At 68.1% G+C, this 14,225-nt stretch carries 13 protein-coding genes; 5 read left to right on the top strand and 8 right to left on the bottom strand.

What is annotated here, in order from left to right:
• The first annotated feature begins 18 nt into the window (after positions 1-18).
• Together EFY87_RS03700 and EFY87_RS03695 are read left to right on the top strand one after the other, a co-directional pair.
• Positions 19-339 (top strand): LPD29 domain-containing protein, encoded by a 321-nt coding sequence (locus tag EFY87_RS03700; protein WP_123270096.1) that lies wholly within the window; start codon positions 19-21, stop codon positions 337-339.
• The gene (locus EFY87_RS03695) at positions 336-581 is read left to right on the top strand and encodes a hypothetical protein (protein ID WP_123270095.1); all 246 of its coding nucleotides are present in this window, start codon (positions 336-338) and stop codon (positions 579-581) included. Before EFY87_RS03700 ends, EFY87_RS03695 begins: the two co-directional genes overlap by 4 nt.
• Positions 582-649: 68 nt before the next feature.
• Here the strand turns inward: EFY87_RS03695 and EFY87_RS03690 are convergent, their stop codons facing one another.
• Positions 650-1,156 carry a hypothetical protein gene (locus EFY87_RS03690; RefSeq protein WP_123270094.1) on the bottom strand — a complete coding sequence of 169 codons (507 nt, stop codon included), beginning with the start codon at positions 1,154-1,156 and terminating at the stop codon, positions 650-652.
• Entirely contained in the window at positions 1,137-1,532 is a 396-nt protein-coding gene (locus EFY87_RS03685; protein WP_123270093.1) for a hypothetical protein, read from the bottom strand. The genes EFY87_RS03690 and EFY87_RS03685 overlap by 20 nt, the downstream gene beginning before the upstream one ends.
• A 260-nt stretch (positions 1,533-1,792) precedes the next feature.
• On the opposite strand from EFY87_RS03685, the gene EFY87_RS03680 reads away from it, so the two are divergent.
• The 3 genes from EFY87_RS03680 to EFY87_RS03670 all read left to right on the top strand — a co-directional run bounded on the left by EFY87_RS03680 (position 1,793) and on the right by EFY87_RS03670 (position 8,721).
• A complete protein-coding gene (locus EFY87_RS03680; RefSeq protein ID WP_148043236.1) occupies positions 1,793-2,158 on the top strand; it encodes a hypothetical protein in 366 nt (121 codons plus the stop codon).
• Positions 2,155-8,019 (top strand): MobF family relaxase, encoded by a 5,865-nt coding sequence (gene mobF, locus EFY87_RS03675; RefSeq protein WP_123270091.1) that lies wholly within the window; start codon positions 2,155-2,157, stop codon positions 8,017-8,019. Before EFY87_RS03680 ends, mobF begins: the two co-directional genes overlap by 4 nt.
• Positions 8,020-8,082: 63 nt before the next feature.
• On the top strand, positions 8,083-8,721 hold the full coding sequence (locus EFY87_RS03670) for a prepilin peptidase (RefSeq protein ID WP_148043235.1): 639 nt from the start codon (positions 8,083-8,085) through the stop codon (positions 8,719-8,721).
• Between the two features lie 13 nt (positions 8,722-8,734).
• Here EFY87_RS03670 and EFY87_RS03665 read toward each other — a convergent pair whose 3' ends face one another.
• From EFY87_RS03665 to EFY87_RS03640, 6 genes are all read right to left on the bottom strand, one after another.
• Positions 8,735-9,010, bottom strand: a complete 276-nt coding sequence (locus EFY87_RS03665; RefSeq protein WP_123270089.1) for a hypothetical protein — start codon at positions 9,008-9,010, stop codon at positions 8,735-8,737.
• Between the two features lie 48 nt (positions 9,011-9,058).
• Complete coding sequence (locus EFY87_RS03660) at positions 9,059-9,715, bottom strand: hypothetical protein (protein WP_123270088.1); 657 nt, start codon at positions 9,713-9,715, stop codon at positions 9,059-9,061.
• Complete coding sequence (locus EFY87_RS03655) at positions 9,715-11,178, bottom strand: type IV secretory system conjugative DNA transfer family protein (RefSeq protein ID WP_123270087.1); 1,464 nt, start codon at positions 11,176-11,178, stop codon at positions 9,715-9,717. Before EFY87_RS03655 ends, EFY87_RS03660 begins: the two co-directional genes overlap by 1 nt.
• Complete coding sequence (locus tag EFY87_RS03650) at positions 11,175-11,633, bottom strand: hypothetical protein (protein ID WP_148043234.1); 459 nt, start codon at positions 11,631-11,633, stop codon at positions 11,175-11,177. Before EFY87_RS03650 ends, EFY87_RS03655 begins: the two co-directional genes overlap by 4 nt.
• A 104-nt stretch (positions 11,634-11,737) precedes the next feature.
• Positions 11,738-12,472 carry a hypothetical protein gene (locus tag EFY87_RS03645; RefSeq protein WP_148043233.1) on the bottom strand — a complete coding sequence of 245 codons (735 nt, stop codon included), beginning with the start codon at positions 12,470-12,472 and terminating at the stop codon, positions 11,738-11,740.
• Between the two features lie 148 nt (positions 12,473-12,620).
• On the bottom strand, positions 12,621-14,222 hold the full coding sequence (locus tag EFY87_RS03640; RefSeq protein WP_123270084.1) for a peptidoglycan DD-metalloendopeptidase family protein: 1,602 nt from the start codon (positions 14,220-14,222) through the stop codon (positions 12,621-12,623).
• Positions 14,223-14,225 lie beyond the last annotated feature (3 nt).

Raw genomic sequence — 14,225 nt, 5'->3', positions numbered from 1 at the left:
ACGAAGGAGATACCCGTCATGGAGCAACCGATCGTCTTGCCGCCGCGACCACCGCGAAAGCTGACCCCCGTCGAAACAGCCAAGCTGATCCGGCGTGCCCTGCGCGCAGCGCACCCGCACACCCGGTTCCACCTGGTCTGTAGCCGGGGCACTGGCTACGGCTACATGAGCCTGCAATGGGTCGCCGGACCGTCAACCGCCGCCGTCCGGACGACCGTGGAGCCCTTCCTCAGCGAGGTGGCCAGCGACGAACCCGACGACGCGGTGCGACGTCTGCCTGTCCCCTACACGTGCAAAGGCATTGATCTGATCCGACTCGAGAAGGAGCCCACCTCATGACTGCACCCGACCCCACCGCGCACCCCGATGGCATCCTCGTCCTCGGCGAGTCCGTGATGTTCCACGACGGCAACGGCACGCTCATCACCGCCGCAGTGGACCGCGACGCCCCACCAGTGCGCGTCGTCATCCGCATCGAGGGGGACCAGCTGACCGTCACTCCCCGCACCGGACGCGCCCTCAGCGCGGCCCTCACCGGCATCGCTAACACCGCCGAGATCGTCGCCTGCCTGCGCACCTGAGCATCCAGCGCGCACACTCGCATCCAGCAGGGGACCAGCAACTCGCAGGTCCCCTGCTGCGTGCGCCGTCAGCCCAGCGGCAACTGCATCTGCTCGCCATACAACCGGCGCAGCCGGTCAAGCTCGGCCGCGACCTCGCGCGGATCCCGACGCGCCATGTCACGCAACGCCCGCGCCCTTCGCCGCGCGCCACGCGGATCGCCCAACGGCGACCCGGCCACCTCCTTGCGGTGTGCCCACTCGCGCCGGTTCTCCTGGGCCGAAGAGACCACCACATGTCCGGGCGCGACTCGCTGGCACAGCGGGTTGTCACAGCGATGCCCCAGTACCCTGGCGTCCTCGAGCTCCTGGACGCCGCGTTGTAAGCCGAAGGCGAACCGGTGCGCGACGATGCACCGACCATCCGCGAACCAAAATCGCCCGTGACCCCGGCCACTGACCGCGCCCGTCCACCACAGGCAGTCGCTCCCGGGCACCCGCACCACCTTCGTGGCGTACCGCCGCACCACCTCGACATCACCCAACGCCGCCGCGAAGCCCGCCAGCCCTGCCGGGTCAATGCGTCGCCCGGCCATCGCGCCACCTCACCTCATGACCCGTCCTCGGGTGATGCCGGTGCGGCCCCGGCATCACCGCTGCATCGTCATCGGTCGCACCGACACCGGCCGCGTCGGCCGCCAATGCCTTCAGCCGCGACCCCTGACTGACGGTCAACTCCCCTCCGCACCACTGGATCGCCTCCTTCATCGTCAGCTTCTCGTCCTCCACCAGCCGACGCAGCGCACGCGCCGCGTCCAGCTCGCAGGCGTCGCGCTCCTTCAACCCGATCATCACCTTGACCGCCAGGTCACGGCGACGGCGATCCTGCGCTTCGGCCTCCTTCTTGCGTTTCGTCTGCGCCGCCATCGCCGCACGCCGCGCCTGCTGACGCACCGACTGACCACCGCTCATCGCCGACCACCTTCATCTCTCGACTCCGATCACCTTTCAACCGCACACAAGACCCATCAGCGCCCCCCACGCTCACCTCGCACTCGTCAATCCCGCCCCGACCGCCCCCGACCACCGTCACCCGATCACGCAGACCACGCCCGTTCCCCCTCCACCGCCCCCAATCTCAAGTCCCACACACCTCTTGCATTCTCGGTGCTTGATTTTTCAACCATTGAGCGCGGGGTCGACGCCCGCGACTTGCGGCGGACATGGCAAACGTGGTTCTTCGATCCCGACAGGACCCGCGAGGGGTCAATGTCACCTTTTTCGCCGATCCGAGCGTCGGCGTCCTGTCGTCACTGGTCGACCAGTCCGTGCGGTCCCAAGTCCTCGATGCCCACCGTATGGCGGCCAACGATGCACTTGACGCGGTCGGCATACCAGCCTTCGACCGGGCGCCGGGCGGATGCGTGCCCGATTGCTCATCCCGCCAGCTGCACGTCCACGTCCTGATCGCCATTCACCCTGCTCGAGTGCACGGCCGGTGTGACGCGGGACGCCGGGCATTCATCGCCGCGGCCACCGTTCGCGAGGTCTACGCGGCCGCGATTGGCCGGCGACTGCGGGAGCTCGTCACGGCATGACCGCCAGCGTCCACAAGCTGACTGCCGGGTCCGGGTACGACTACCTGACCCGGCAAGTCGCTGCGATGGACAGCACCGAGAAGGGCTATACGGGTCTGGCGAGCTACTACACCGAGCGAGGCGAAACGCCCGGCAAGTGGGTCGGCTCCGGCATGACCGGGATCGATGGGTTGTCCGCCGGCGACACGGTGACCGCCGAACAGATGCAGGCGCTCTTCGGTTCGGGCCATCACCCGCTGGCCGCGCAGCGGAAGGCGAACCTCGCCGGCCCCGACCTGAAAAAGCAGGACTATGAGGCGATCACCCGGCTGGGGTCGCCGTTCAAGGTCTACGACAACGACATCAGCGACTTCCGCAAAGAAGTCGCCGAGCGGATGGGCGACCTCAACGAGCGAGAGGGGCTCAAGCGGGATGCACCGCTCACCCCCGAACAGCGCGCGACCATCCGCACCGAAGTTGCCCGCGAGGTCTTCCAGCGCGAGCATGGCCGCCAGCCCGAAGACGCCCGCGAACTCGCCGCCACCGTCGCCAAACACTCCCGCCCGCAGACCCGCGCCGTCGCCGGGTATGACGTCACTTTCTCCCCGGTGAAATCCGTGTCGACGCTCTGGGCGGTAGCCGATACCCCCGTCGCCGCGATCATCGAACAAGCCCATCACGACGCGGTCGCCGACGCGCTGCGCTTCCTGGAGACGCACGCCTTGTACAGCCGCACCGGCACCAACGGCGTCCGCCAGGTCGACGTGCAAGGGATGGTGGCCACGGCGTTCACGCACCGCGACAGCCGGGCTGGCGACCCAGACCTGCACAGCCACATCGCCATCGCCAACAAGGTGCAGACCGACGACGGTCGCTGGCTCAGCATCGACGGCAGGGTGCTGTTCAAGGCAATGGTCAGCATCTCCGAGACGTACAACACCGCGTTGGAGAAGTACCTGCGGCAACGCCTCGGCGTGCAATTCGAGGAACGAGCGGGCACCGACACACGCAAGCGACCCATCCGCGAGATCGTCGGCGTCGACGCACAGCTCAACAATGCGTGGTCCACCCGCCGTGCCCGCATCGACGTGCGCCGCAACGAGTTGGCCGCCCAGTTCCAACGCACCCACAACCGGCCGCCGTCGCCGGTCGAGGCCTTGCAGCTGGCGCAGCAGGCCACCCTTGAAACACGTGAGGCCAAGCACGAGCCGCGCAGCATCGGCGAGCAGCGACGGACCTGGCGGGCGGACGCCATCGCGGTCCTCGGCGGCGAGAAAAAGCTGACTCAGATGATCCGGACCGCACTGTCGCCTTCAGCCAAGGAAGCCGAGCAGATCACCCCGGCATGGGTGGCGAGCACTGCCGATCGGATCGTCGACAACCTGCAGAATCGTCGGGCTCACTGGCAGACATGGCATGTGCGCGCCGAGGCGCAGCGCCAGGTGCGCGCCGCCAACCTGCCCGGTGAACTGATCGAGCCGACCGTCGACGCACTGGTCGCGACGGTCCTCACAGAGCGGTCGATCAACCTTGCCCGCCCGGTCGACGACCTCACCGAACCCGCCAAGTTGTGTCGGCGGGACGGCACCAGCGTGTACGACGTCGCGGGTGCGACGATGTTCACCTCGCGCGACGTACTGGACGCCGAAGAGCGCCTCGTCAGTGCGGCCGGCCGCGTCGACGGCATGCGGGTCGCGGCCAACGACGTCGACCTTGCCCTGCTCGAGCAGTCCGCCAACGGCCCGGACCTGAACGCCGGGCAGGTCACCCTCGTACGAGAAATGGCGATGTCCGGCCGCCGAGTGCAGCTGGCGATCGCCCCCGCCGGCAGCGGCAAGACCACCGCGATGAAGGCCCTCACCACCGCCTGGGCCAATGGTGGAGGCACCGTCGTCGGACTGGCCCCGCGGGCCGGTGCCGCGAAGATCCTGCACGGCGAGATCGGTGTGCAGACCGACACGCTGGCGAAACTGACCGACTCCCTGCAGAAGGGGATCCTGCCCGACTGGGTCAAGCACATCGACAACACCACGCTCGTGGTCATCGACGAAGCAGGCACCGCCGACACCCTCTCCCTCGACCGCGCCGTCAGCTACATCCTCAGCAAAGGCGGCAGCGTCCGGCTCATCGGCGATGACCAACAGCTGTCCGCGATCGGCGCCGGCGGCGTACTGCGGGACATCCAAGCCACCCACGGCGCGCTCCAGCTCAGCGAACTGCACCGGTTCGTCAACGCCGACGGCACCGTCAACGTCGCCGAAGGGGCGGCAAGCCTCGCCCTGCGCGCTGGCAAACCCGAGGGCCTGGGGTACTACCTGGACCACGGCCGGGTCCACGTCGGTGACATGGCCACCATGACCGAGGCCGTATTCACCGCCTGGGCCACCGACCGCACGGCCGGCCTGGACGCGATCATGCTCGCCCCCACCCGCGACCTGGTCAGCCAACTCAACCAACGAGCCCGCGCCCACCGGCTGGCCGACGAGGGCGGCACGAATCCTCGAGCCCGGGCGCGCACCGTCCACCTGGCCGACGGCAACGACGCCAGCATCGGCGACGTGCTGATCACACGGGCCAACCGCCGCGACTTGCGGGTCAGCTCCAGCGACTGGGTCAAGAACGGCGACCGGTGGACCCTGGAGAAGATCACCCGCACCGGCAGCCTGAGGCTGCGCCGGCTCGACGCCAACCTGCACGTAACAGTGCCGGCCGACTACGTCGCCGCATCCGTCGAGCTGGGCTACGCCACCACCACCAACGCCGCCCAGGGCGCCACCTCTGACACCTGCCACGGGCTGTTCTCCGGGGAGGAGACCCGCCAGGAGCTGTACACCGCCCTATCGCGCGCCCGCCGCGCCAACCACCTGTACCTGCAGGTCGCATCCGACGGCGACCCGCACTCGGTGGTGCACCCCGACCTGGTGGTGCCGCCCACGGCCACCGACGAACTGGAGGCGATGGTCGCCAACGACGGGTCCGCACGCTCGGCGACCACGCTGCTGCGCGACGCCGCGGACCCGGCCGAGCTGCTGGGTGCCGCCGCCTCCCGATACCAGGACGCGCTCTACTTCGCGGCCGAGGACCTGCTCGGCGAGCCCGCCGTCTCCGCGCTGGAGGCAGGCGCCGAACGGGCCGTTCCCGGAGTGACCAATGAACCGGCCTGGCCAGCGCTGCGCGCACACCTGATCCTGATCGGCGCATCGGGTAAGGATCCGATCGACACTCTTCAGGCTGCCGCCGCCCGCCGCGAGCTCACGACCGCCGACGATGTGGCCGCCGTGCTGGACTGGCGCCTGGACCCATCCGGGCTGCGCGATGCCGGGCAAGGCCCGCTGCCGTGGATTCCGGCGGTCCCGAAGGCCCTGGTCACGCACAAAGAGTGGGGTCCCTATCTGACCGCCCGTGACCAACTGGTCCGCGATCGCGCATCCGTCGTCGGCGATGCGGCCGCGCACGATCCCACGGCACCCAACTGGGTGCCCGCCGGCGCCGCCCGCCCGACCGACGCGGTCGTGGCAGAGGTCGCGGTATGGCGCGCCGCCATGCACGTCGACCCGGACGACCGTCGCCCGACCGGTCCGCAGCAACTCCAAAAGGCCGTCGCCCGCTGGCAATCCGGATTGCACCACCGTGCACTCGGTGGCCGCTCCCCCGCCACCGATGAGTGGGCGCCATTGTTGCGCCAGATCGCACCGCAGGTGCTGCGCGACAGCTACGCACCCGTCCTGGCCGAACACCTGGCCTCCATGTCCCGCGCGGGCGTCCCCGCCCGGGCGGTGCTGCACCGCGCCGCCGAGGAAGGCGTGCTGCCCGACGACCACGCGGCCGCGGCCCTGTGGTGGCGCATCTCAGCACATCTCGGGGCTGCCACCACCACTGGCGCCGACGAGTCGCTGACGACGGACTGGTCGGACAAACTGCCCGATCTGCTCGGCCCCGATCGCGCAGCGCAGGTGCGCGCGAGCACCTCCTGGCCGGCCCTCGTCGCCGCGGTCGACCACGCCATCCAACGCGGTTGGACGGTCCAGGCGCTGCTGTCCGGAGTACCCGACCAGCTGCACGACATCGACGTCGACTGGTGCCAGGCGCTGCTGTGGCGGGTGCAGGTGGCCATGGACCCCATCCCCGACGAGGACCGCTACGACGAGCGCGACTACGAGCAGCCCCCCGAGGATGCCTGGGCGGCCGAGCAGCCCGTCACCGATGGACAGATCACCGAAAGCGCCGACCCGGTACCGGAATATGTCGTCGACGCGCCGCCGCCCAGCGACGACGACATGCCGTGGGATCTCGACCTGGGCGACACCGAACCGATCGAACTCGACCGGGGTGGCCCCACCCCAGAGGCGGAACCCGCACAGGGTTTGGCGTTCGCCGCGCTCCGTCGCGACGCCATGGGTCCCCTCGAACCGTCCGAGCGTCAACTCGAGCAGGCATCCGAGCGGGCCAACCGCATCCTGGAAAGCCAGGTCACTCCCGATCGCATCGCGCAGATCAACGAGCTCACCCTGCAGTTCTACGAGAAGTCGTTGCCCGACTCATGGGCTGCACAGCACCTGCGGGACCGGTTCGGCGTCAACCTGGTCGGCGACCTCGAGCTCCGGCCCGGTTTCGCACCGCCCGGTTGGGACACCCTCATCACGCACCTGCGCGCCCAGGGCGTGACCGACCAGGAGATGATCGCCGCGAACGTCGCCATCTACAACCAGCAGGGTCGACTGCGTGACCGGTTCGTCAACCGCTTGGTCATGCCGATCATCCACCGACGCGACGGGTGGAGGGACTTCCAGCCCGTCCCGTTCGGGGGACCCGACGTCGTCCTCGGCTTCGTCGGCCGCCGGCACCCAGATCTGACCGACGAGGACAAGGCTGGACCGAAGTACCTCAACACGGCCGAAACGGCGCTCTTCGTCAAGGGCGAGCAGTTGTACGTCGCCGGCACGTACCGACTCGCCGCGGGCGCCACGCCTGTCCTGGTTGAAGGGCCCATGGACGCGATCGCCGTCACCGTCTCGACGGACGACTGCGTGGGCGTCGCGCCGTTGGGCACTTCGCTGACCGAAGAACAAGCCGACCAGCTGGCACGCCTCGGCCGCAACCCGGTCGTGGCCACGGACGCCGACGCCGGCGGCCAGGTGGCCGCCGAGCGTGACTTCTGGCTGCTCGCCCAGCACGGGATGGATTCCGAACAAGCCCTGTTCCCAGCCGGTTTCGACCCCGCCGAACTCGCCGGAGCTTTCGGCCCCGAGCGACTGCACGGAATGCTCTTCGACCGCGTCCCGTTGGCCGAAACACTGCTGCAGGAGCGCCTGACCAACCTGCCTGCGGCCCAGGCACTTTCCACCGCCGCGAAGATCATCGCCGCCCGGCCGGCTCGGTTCTGGGAGTCGGGCATCGCGCAGGTGAGCAACCGGCTCAAGGTCAGCACCCGCCGCGCACAGCAAGAGGTCCTCTCTGCCGCTCGAGCATTCACCGACGACCCGCGCAAGGCTGCCCAGGACGGCAGGGACCAGGCACAAGACACCAAGAAACGCATCCAGGCCAAATCCAAAGACGCGCAGATCCGGTGGGCAGAGTTCGCCGACAGCGTGGATCCCCGGCTGGTCGAACAAAGCGATTGGAAGGCGTTGGCGATGATGCTCGACGAGGCCACCGCCCAGGGCCACGATGTCGCGGCCGCGGTACGCGAACTCGTTGGTGCGCAGCCGCTCGGTCAGTTGCCTGCCCAGGACCTGCGCTACCGCCTCGTCGCCAAGCTCGACCTGTTGCAGCCGCCGGGGGCACCGGTCGCCGCTAGCACCGCGACACTCTCCGGCGCCGAGCAGCAGCGACGCCGGCCCGCAACACCCCTCGACCGCGGCCGCGACGGCCCCCGCCGATGAGCTGATGCGAGGGGCTGTGAATGACCCGGACGGGATCGCCCATCGGTGGGTAGCGTCGAACTCGTGCCCCTCGCCAGCGCCACCGTCACCGCCTACACCATCGCCGCGGTGTTGCTCGGCGTGCTGACCCGTCGCAACCTGGCCTCCCTGCGCTACCGCCGACCCTCAGAGGCGGATCGGCCGCTGCCCTCGAGTACGCGGTGGGTGCCGCCGGTCAGCGCACTGGCGGCGGCCCTGGTGTCGTGGTGCGCGATGCCCAACCAGTGGCGGTCCCTGCTTGTGGCGACTCCACTGTTGGCGGCGGGGCCGTGGCTGGCGGCGGTCGACATCGATGTTCGGAGGCTTCCCGATCGGGTGCTGCTGCCGGTGGCCGGGTTCACCCTGGTTGCGATAGTCGCTCTGGCCGCCATCGATCCACCGGTCCTCCTGCGGGCGTTAGGGTGCGGGTTCGCCGGATTCGCAATCTATTTCGCACTGCACCTGGTCAGCGGCGGGTCGATCGGGTTCGGCGATGTCAAGCTCGCCGGTGTTGTCGGCCTCGTCGCCGGGTTCCATGGCCTGGCCACGGTGTGGTGGTCGTTCCTGGCCGGCCCGCTCCTGTGCGTAGCGTGGGCGGTGCTAACCCGACGCGGACTGCGTGACCGGGTCGCGTTCGGGCCGTGGCTGGTCGCCGGGCTACTCGTCGCGCTGGTCCTGACCTGACAAATTTGGGGCGTCAGGTCTCGGCGCAGGCAACCTCGACGAGCCGGCCGGCGACGCCTGCCTCACTCAACGCTCGACCGACGAGCCCTCGCGCCAGATTGGCCGCGCCGTATTCCGGCCATCGCGCGAAACGCACTGTGAACCGCACCGTATCGCCGATGATCCTCACGTCCTCATACAGCGGTCCGCTGTCGAAGATGCCCCTGATCGCTGCCGCAACCGCGACCAGGTGCTCCACGTCGACCCCGGCCGCGGGTGCATAGGTCAGGGTGACGACACTCGGGCTCACACGAGTGACTATCCCCGTTCGCACCGACAACCGGCCGGTGGCCTCGGGTCACTCGTCGTCGAGGACCTCACCCGTGTCGAGATTCACCGACGCCAGATGGGGTGGCGGCATGGTTGGCATAGGCCGGCGCCGGCCGGCGCCGGTTGTTGCCGCGTGCTCGATGTCGGCGGCGTATGTCTCGCGCCGCCCGTCCCCCGCCGCGTCGCTGAGGTAGCGGGTATACGCGCCTCGGGCCGGCCATTGACGGTGGCCCTCCCCGCAGTGGTCCTTGCACCGGATCTTCATTCGGTCGACGAACGCCGGCAGACAGTACCGGTGCCAGTCCTCCAACGCATCGGAAGTAAGGGCGATGCCCGCCCGACGCCGCTGATCGGCCACGACGGCGATCTCGTGCACCAGGTGCGGGTGCCGCGGCCAGCACTGCGGGATGAATCCGTGCTCGTCCCAGACGTATTCGTGGTTCAACCAGTCGACGACTTCCTCCAGCCACACCCACAGCTCCTCCCGCAGGTCCGGGCGCAAGCAGCTCGCTGGGTCCCACGGTCGGGGCAGCGCCGAGATGTCGCCGAGGGCCTCGACTTGTGCTTCGTCACCCTTGTCGGCGATCGCCAGCTCCCGGTAGGCCAACTGCAGCTGCGGACCCACCATGGGGAACCGTCGGGTCATCGGCAATGGTTCACTTCGTGCCTTGTCTGTGCCGGTCATCACGCACTCCGTTTGTCTTCATCGTCGATGGTCAACCCGCGTCGACGGGCTTCCACCAGGGCGCGCGTCGCCTGCGCCTCGGGCGTCACCACCATCTCCCGTTGCTGATCCATCACTAGCCGCAGCTTGTCCTTGCGGGCCAGCAGCTGCGCGCCGGCCTTGCCATCGATGCATCGGTGCAGTTTGGCGATCATCGGTTTGCCGTTCTCGGCGATCACCAGCGCTCGACGCTCCTTCAGTTGCCGGATCTCCTCCCCCCGCAGAATCGGGATGTCCTCACCGGAGACGGTGCGTCCGCCCATCTGACCGCTCTGATAGCTGGTGCGGGCGACGCGGGTGACCCCGAGCAGGTCGGAAATCTCCTGGTTGAATGCGGCGTCCTTGGACCCCCCGAACACCATCAGATTGTTCGTCAGCCCCAGCAGGGCGCGTGCTTCCTGTTCCCCGAAGATCGCCGCCAACTGTCGCCACGTCTGAGTGGCGTAGATGATGCTGATGCCCAGAGCCCGCTCGTTCGCCATACGAGTCCGCAGTGTCGGCAGCGGAGCCGTCGACGGCAGTTCGTCCAGGCAGGCGAGGAACGGCGGGCACAGCCTGCCCCAGCGGGACCGGTTGGCAGCCGCCAGGGCGGTGTCCAGGACGTGCTCAGCAACGGCCGTCATCAGTGGTGACGCGGATGCGTACGGGTCCTCGCGACCCAGCAGGTAGATGGTGCCGCCCTGGCGGACCACCTCTGCGATATCGGTGGCTGGGCGTCCCTTGCTCGGCACGCAGCGCCGGCGAATATCCGCCTGGAAGAACAGCGACATCGTCTGCTGCACGGTGGTGATGGTGTTTCCGGCCGTCCGGTCGTCGCCATGCAAGGCGCCATACAGCAGCCCGTACCAGAACGGGGCCGCCTGCGGGTGCTCCCTCAAGATCTCGGTGGGCTCGTTGGTCCGCAACGGCTGCGCCACCCACTCCAGAACGTGCTCGAGGGACCGGCCGGTCAACGCAGCCGCGTGATAGTAGGCCTGCAACACCTTCGCGGCCTCCGCGGCGTAGAACCGTGCCGCGTCGTCGCCGTGGCCCTGCGTCATCGACCCCTTCACAGACCCGGCGGTGAACGCCTTGGCGCGACGTTCGGCAACCATGGGGTCGACGCATCCGTCGATGATGTCGACCACCAGCTCGGGCAGGCCGGGCGCGAGCCCGAACGGGTCGAGCACCAAACATGGCTTGCCGCCGGCCTGGCGGTCGCTGAAGCTCAGGAGCAGGTCGTCGACTTTCGTCAGCGTCACCAGCGCCGCACCGGGCGCCCCCAGCAGCGCTGGGATGAGCAGGTCGAGCGTCTTACCGCTGCCCTGTGGGCCGATCACCCCGGCTGTGCGGTCCCACGGGATCCACAACTCCCCGCCTCTTGGCTCGACCGCCTTGCCCAGGCGCCAGCCAACGTCGTGCGGGTCCATGACCAGCTTCCTCATCCGCGGATCCTTCCCTTCTTGCCGTACAGGTCCGGCCGTACGACACCGGACACTTTCCGCAGCCGCGTGCGACCGAGGAGAGCTTCGGCCTCATTCCGGCTCGCCATACCTTGCACGCGGTTCGGCCCCCAGCGGTCGAACGCCATCTTGAGCGCGAACGACAAGCCACCCACCATCAGCAGTTCGACCAGCACGATGCATGACCACAACAGCAGACGGCCGGCGGCGTGATGCAAGCCGCTGATGCCGGCCGCGGCGTTGCCGTGCAGCACTCCGGGGATGCTGGTGAACAGGTTCGCGTCCGGGGTGAAGGACCATCCCGCCCCGGCGATGCAGTTCGCCAGTGCCCGGCCCGTGTGGAACCCGTACAAGATCCCCAGGAAGTAGGCCACCATTACCCCAACCGGCCGCTCCCAGGTCCACGGGTAGGGGTCCGTCCGTCTGCTTCGCTGCATTCCACGTCTCCTTCTTTGCTCCTCTTCCCCTGAAGGGACTGGAGAGTGGGTTGGCGCTCAGTCATCAGCCGGCTGTCGAGTCCTCAGCCCGAGCAAGGCGAGTGTCACCGTCGCGGTGTCGACCCAGCTTTTGGTGCATTCTGGTCATGCGTGCGGCGCTCTCGTTGGAATGTGCAGCCGCGTGCCTCGGCTAGATCCCATTCCAACGCGTCATCCACAGCACGGCCGGTGACAATGCGTCGGCCGCGGACGTCCTCGAAGAGCTCATACGGTGAGGTCCGCTCGGCGGTGACGGCGGCCGCCCGCGGCTGCCCAACGGTAAAACCGCTCGGGTCAAGCCATGCCACGCTGGCGACGTCCCAACGGGAAAATTGGGTCTGGTTGCTCGGCTTTTCCCGATTCTGAGTCCACCAGAGGTTTTTCTCATCTCCGGCCAGGCGGTCGGCGAGTGCCTCACCTTCAACCCAGATCCCGTGGACACCGTCTTGTGCCATGTGCCCGTATGACACGGCGCCGGTGGTGTCTCCCCAACGAGCCACGCATGCTCGGACATCGTCGGCAGTGCGGACGATGGCGATCCGCGCCTCGGGGCTGGCGTGCACCGGCCACATGCGTTCAGCTGGTTCGCGCCATCTCCACCACCATCGCGACCGGTCGTCTTCTCCGAAGCCACCCGGCTGGTAGTGCCCGGTCCACTGCAGCATCGTTGACCAGTCGGTGCGCACGCTTCCCGCGGGGTCGCCGGCCCGGATCGTCCTCGGGGCTGACCATAGGGCGCGCAGCGGTTTCCCAGTGAGTTCATCGGTCGCAATGACCGGCGTGTCGAGGCGCGGCGACACCCGGCCGTAGTGCCAGGTTTCCTCCATCACAGACCCGCGAATGACCCGTGGATTTCCCACTGCCACGTCGTCTCCTTCGTCGATCTCACGGCGTGGCTGGCGTGAGCGTTCGCCGTAATCGTCATCAGTCAGTCAGTCAGTCAGTCAGTCAGTTGGTGGTGGTTGTTTGGCCGGTTTTGCTGGGGTGATCCGAAACCTGTCCTACGCGCCAGATTTCGAAGAGGTGCTTGTGAGTGATGTCGTATCCGTAGTCGCTCAAGGTGACCCCGTCTTTCGGGTTCCGCGCACCGATTGCCTGGTGGCCGGCCGGGTTGAAGACCATCTCGACGTGGCCGATCTTGTTCGGGCCGAGGTAGCTGTCGAAGAAAATGAGGTCGCCGGGCTTGGCCTTGTCTGCCGGCACTTTGAACCCGTTGCCGGCGGCGAGCCAGTCGCGTTGCGCACTGGCTGTTCGTGGCATGGTGATGCCCACCTGTGCGTATGCCGCCATCGCGAACGAGGAGCAATCCCACGTGTTCGGGCCGTTGGCTCCCATGACGTAGCCGTCGCCGAGGTGATCCTTGGCCCAGCCAAGGACCTTCTTGATCCGCTTGTCGCTGATCGGCGGAAGGTCGGGGTTTCCGTCGCCGCCGCTTCCGCAGTCGGTGGGGTCGCCGAGCACGGTGCCACCGCCGTACGCATGGGCGTAGTAGAGGACGTCGTTGACGTACCAGTCCGCGTGGTTGTATCCGAAGATCGCCTTCTTGACGCCCGCCGGGCCGCTGGTCACGCCGAGCTTGGTCAGGTAGTTCGCGGCCGTCATGATGCTGTCGGCGTTGTCGTTGATGTCGGCGATGCCGTCGCCGTCGCCGTCGACTCCGTATACCGACCACGTCGCAGGCATGAACTGCATCACCCCTCGGGCGCCGGCGCTGCTGACACCGAGGTCCATGCCGTGGGCGGTCTCCTCCATGCCGATGCCGGCCAGCAGGGTCCAGGGCAGTTTGTAGCGGTTCGCTGCTTTGACGTAGAAGCCTTTGATGGCACTGGGTATGACGATCGGCGGGGTGTTCAGTGACTGCCGCCGGTCCTTGCCCGGCAGCGGTAGCGGGAACCCTATGCCGCCTTCGCCACCCGGAGGTGTCGGCGGCGCAGGCGGTCCCGTGTGACGGGGCGGGCTGGGTGCGACCGCCTGCCCGTTGAGCGGTGCCTTGTGCTGTTGCATGAAGGGGATCGGGTTGATGTATTTGTTATTGATCGCCACACCGAAGTGCAGATGATTGCCGGTGCTGTTCCCGGTCGAACCTTCCAGGCCCAGATGTTGACCGATCGTCACCGTGGCCCCCACGTGCATCGCCGGGTCGAGCTTGGCCATGTGCCCGTAGGTGGTGCTGATGCCGCCTCCGTTGTCGAGCACCACCGCGTTCCCGAGGCCGCCATAGGGCCCGGCGACCTTGACCTTTCCGGCGGCCGCGGCCAGTACCGAGCCGGGGTCGGGCAGCATCGCGATGTCGACGCCTTCGTGGTAGGTGGATCCGATGCCGCCTGGTGAGGGCCGCGGGCCGAAGCCGGAGGTGATCACATACCGTTGCGAGGTCGGGACGCGCCAGGCGCCGGTGGGTTGTACTTGTGCGCCTCCCTGGTCGCATTGGGTGATCGCCAGCTCTTCACCGGCGGCCGGCGAAGTGACCGGCGCCACGACGAGTGCCGCCATCAGCGGGACGGCCGCGATGAGCGCGACCGGTACGGCACCTGTGAGGTACTTGTTCATCGC

Origin of the sequence: Flexivirga caeni (assembly GCF_003724155.1) — a bacterium.
In the GTDB taxonomy this organism is placed as follows: Bacteria; Actinomycetota; Actinomycetes; order Actinomycetales; family Dermatophilaceae; genus Flexivirga; species Flexivirga caeni.
This window is presented reverse-complemented; position numbering and strand designations above follow the sequence as displayed.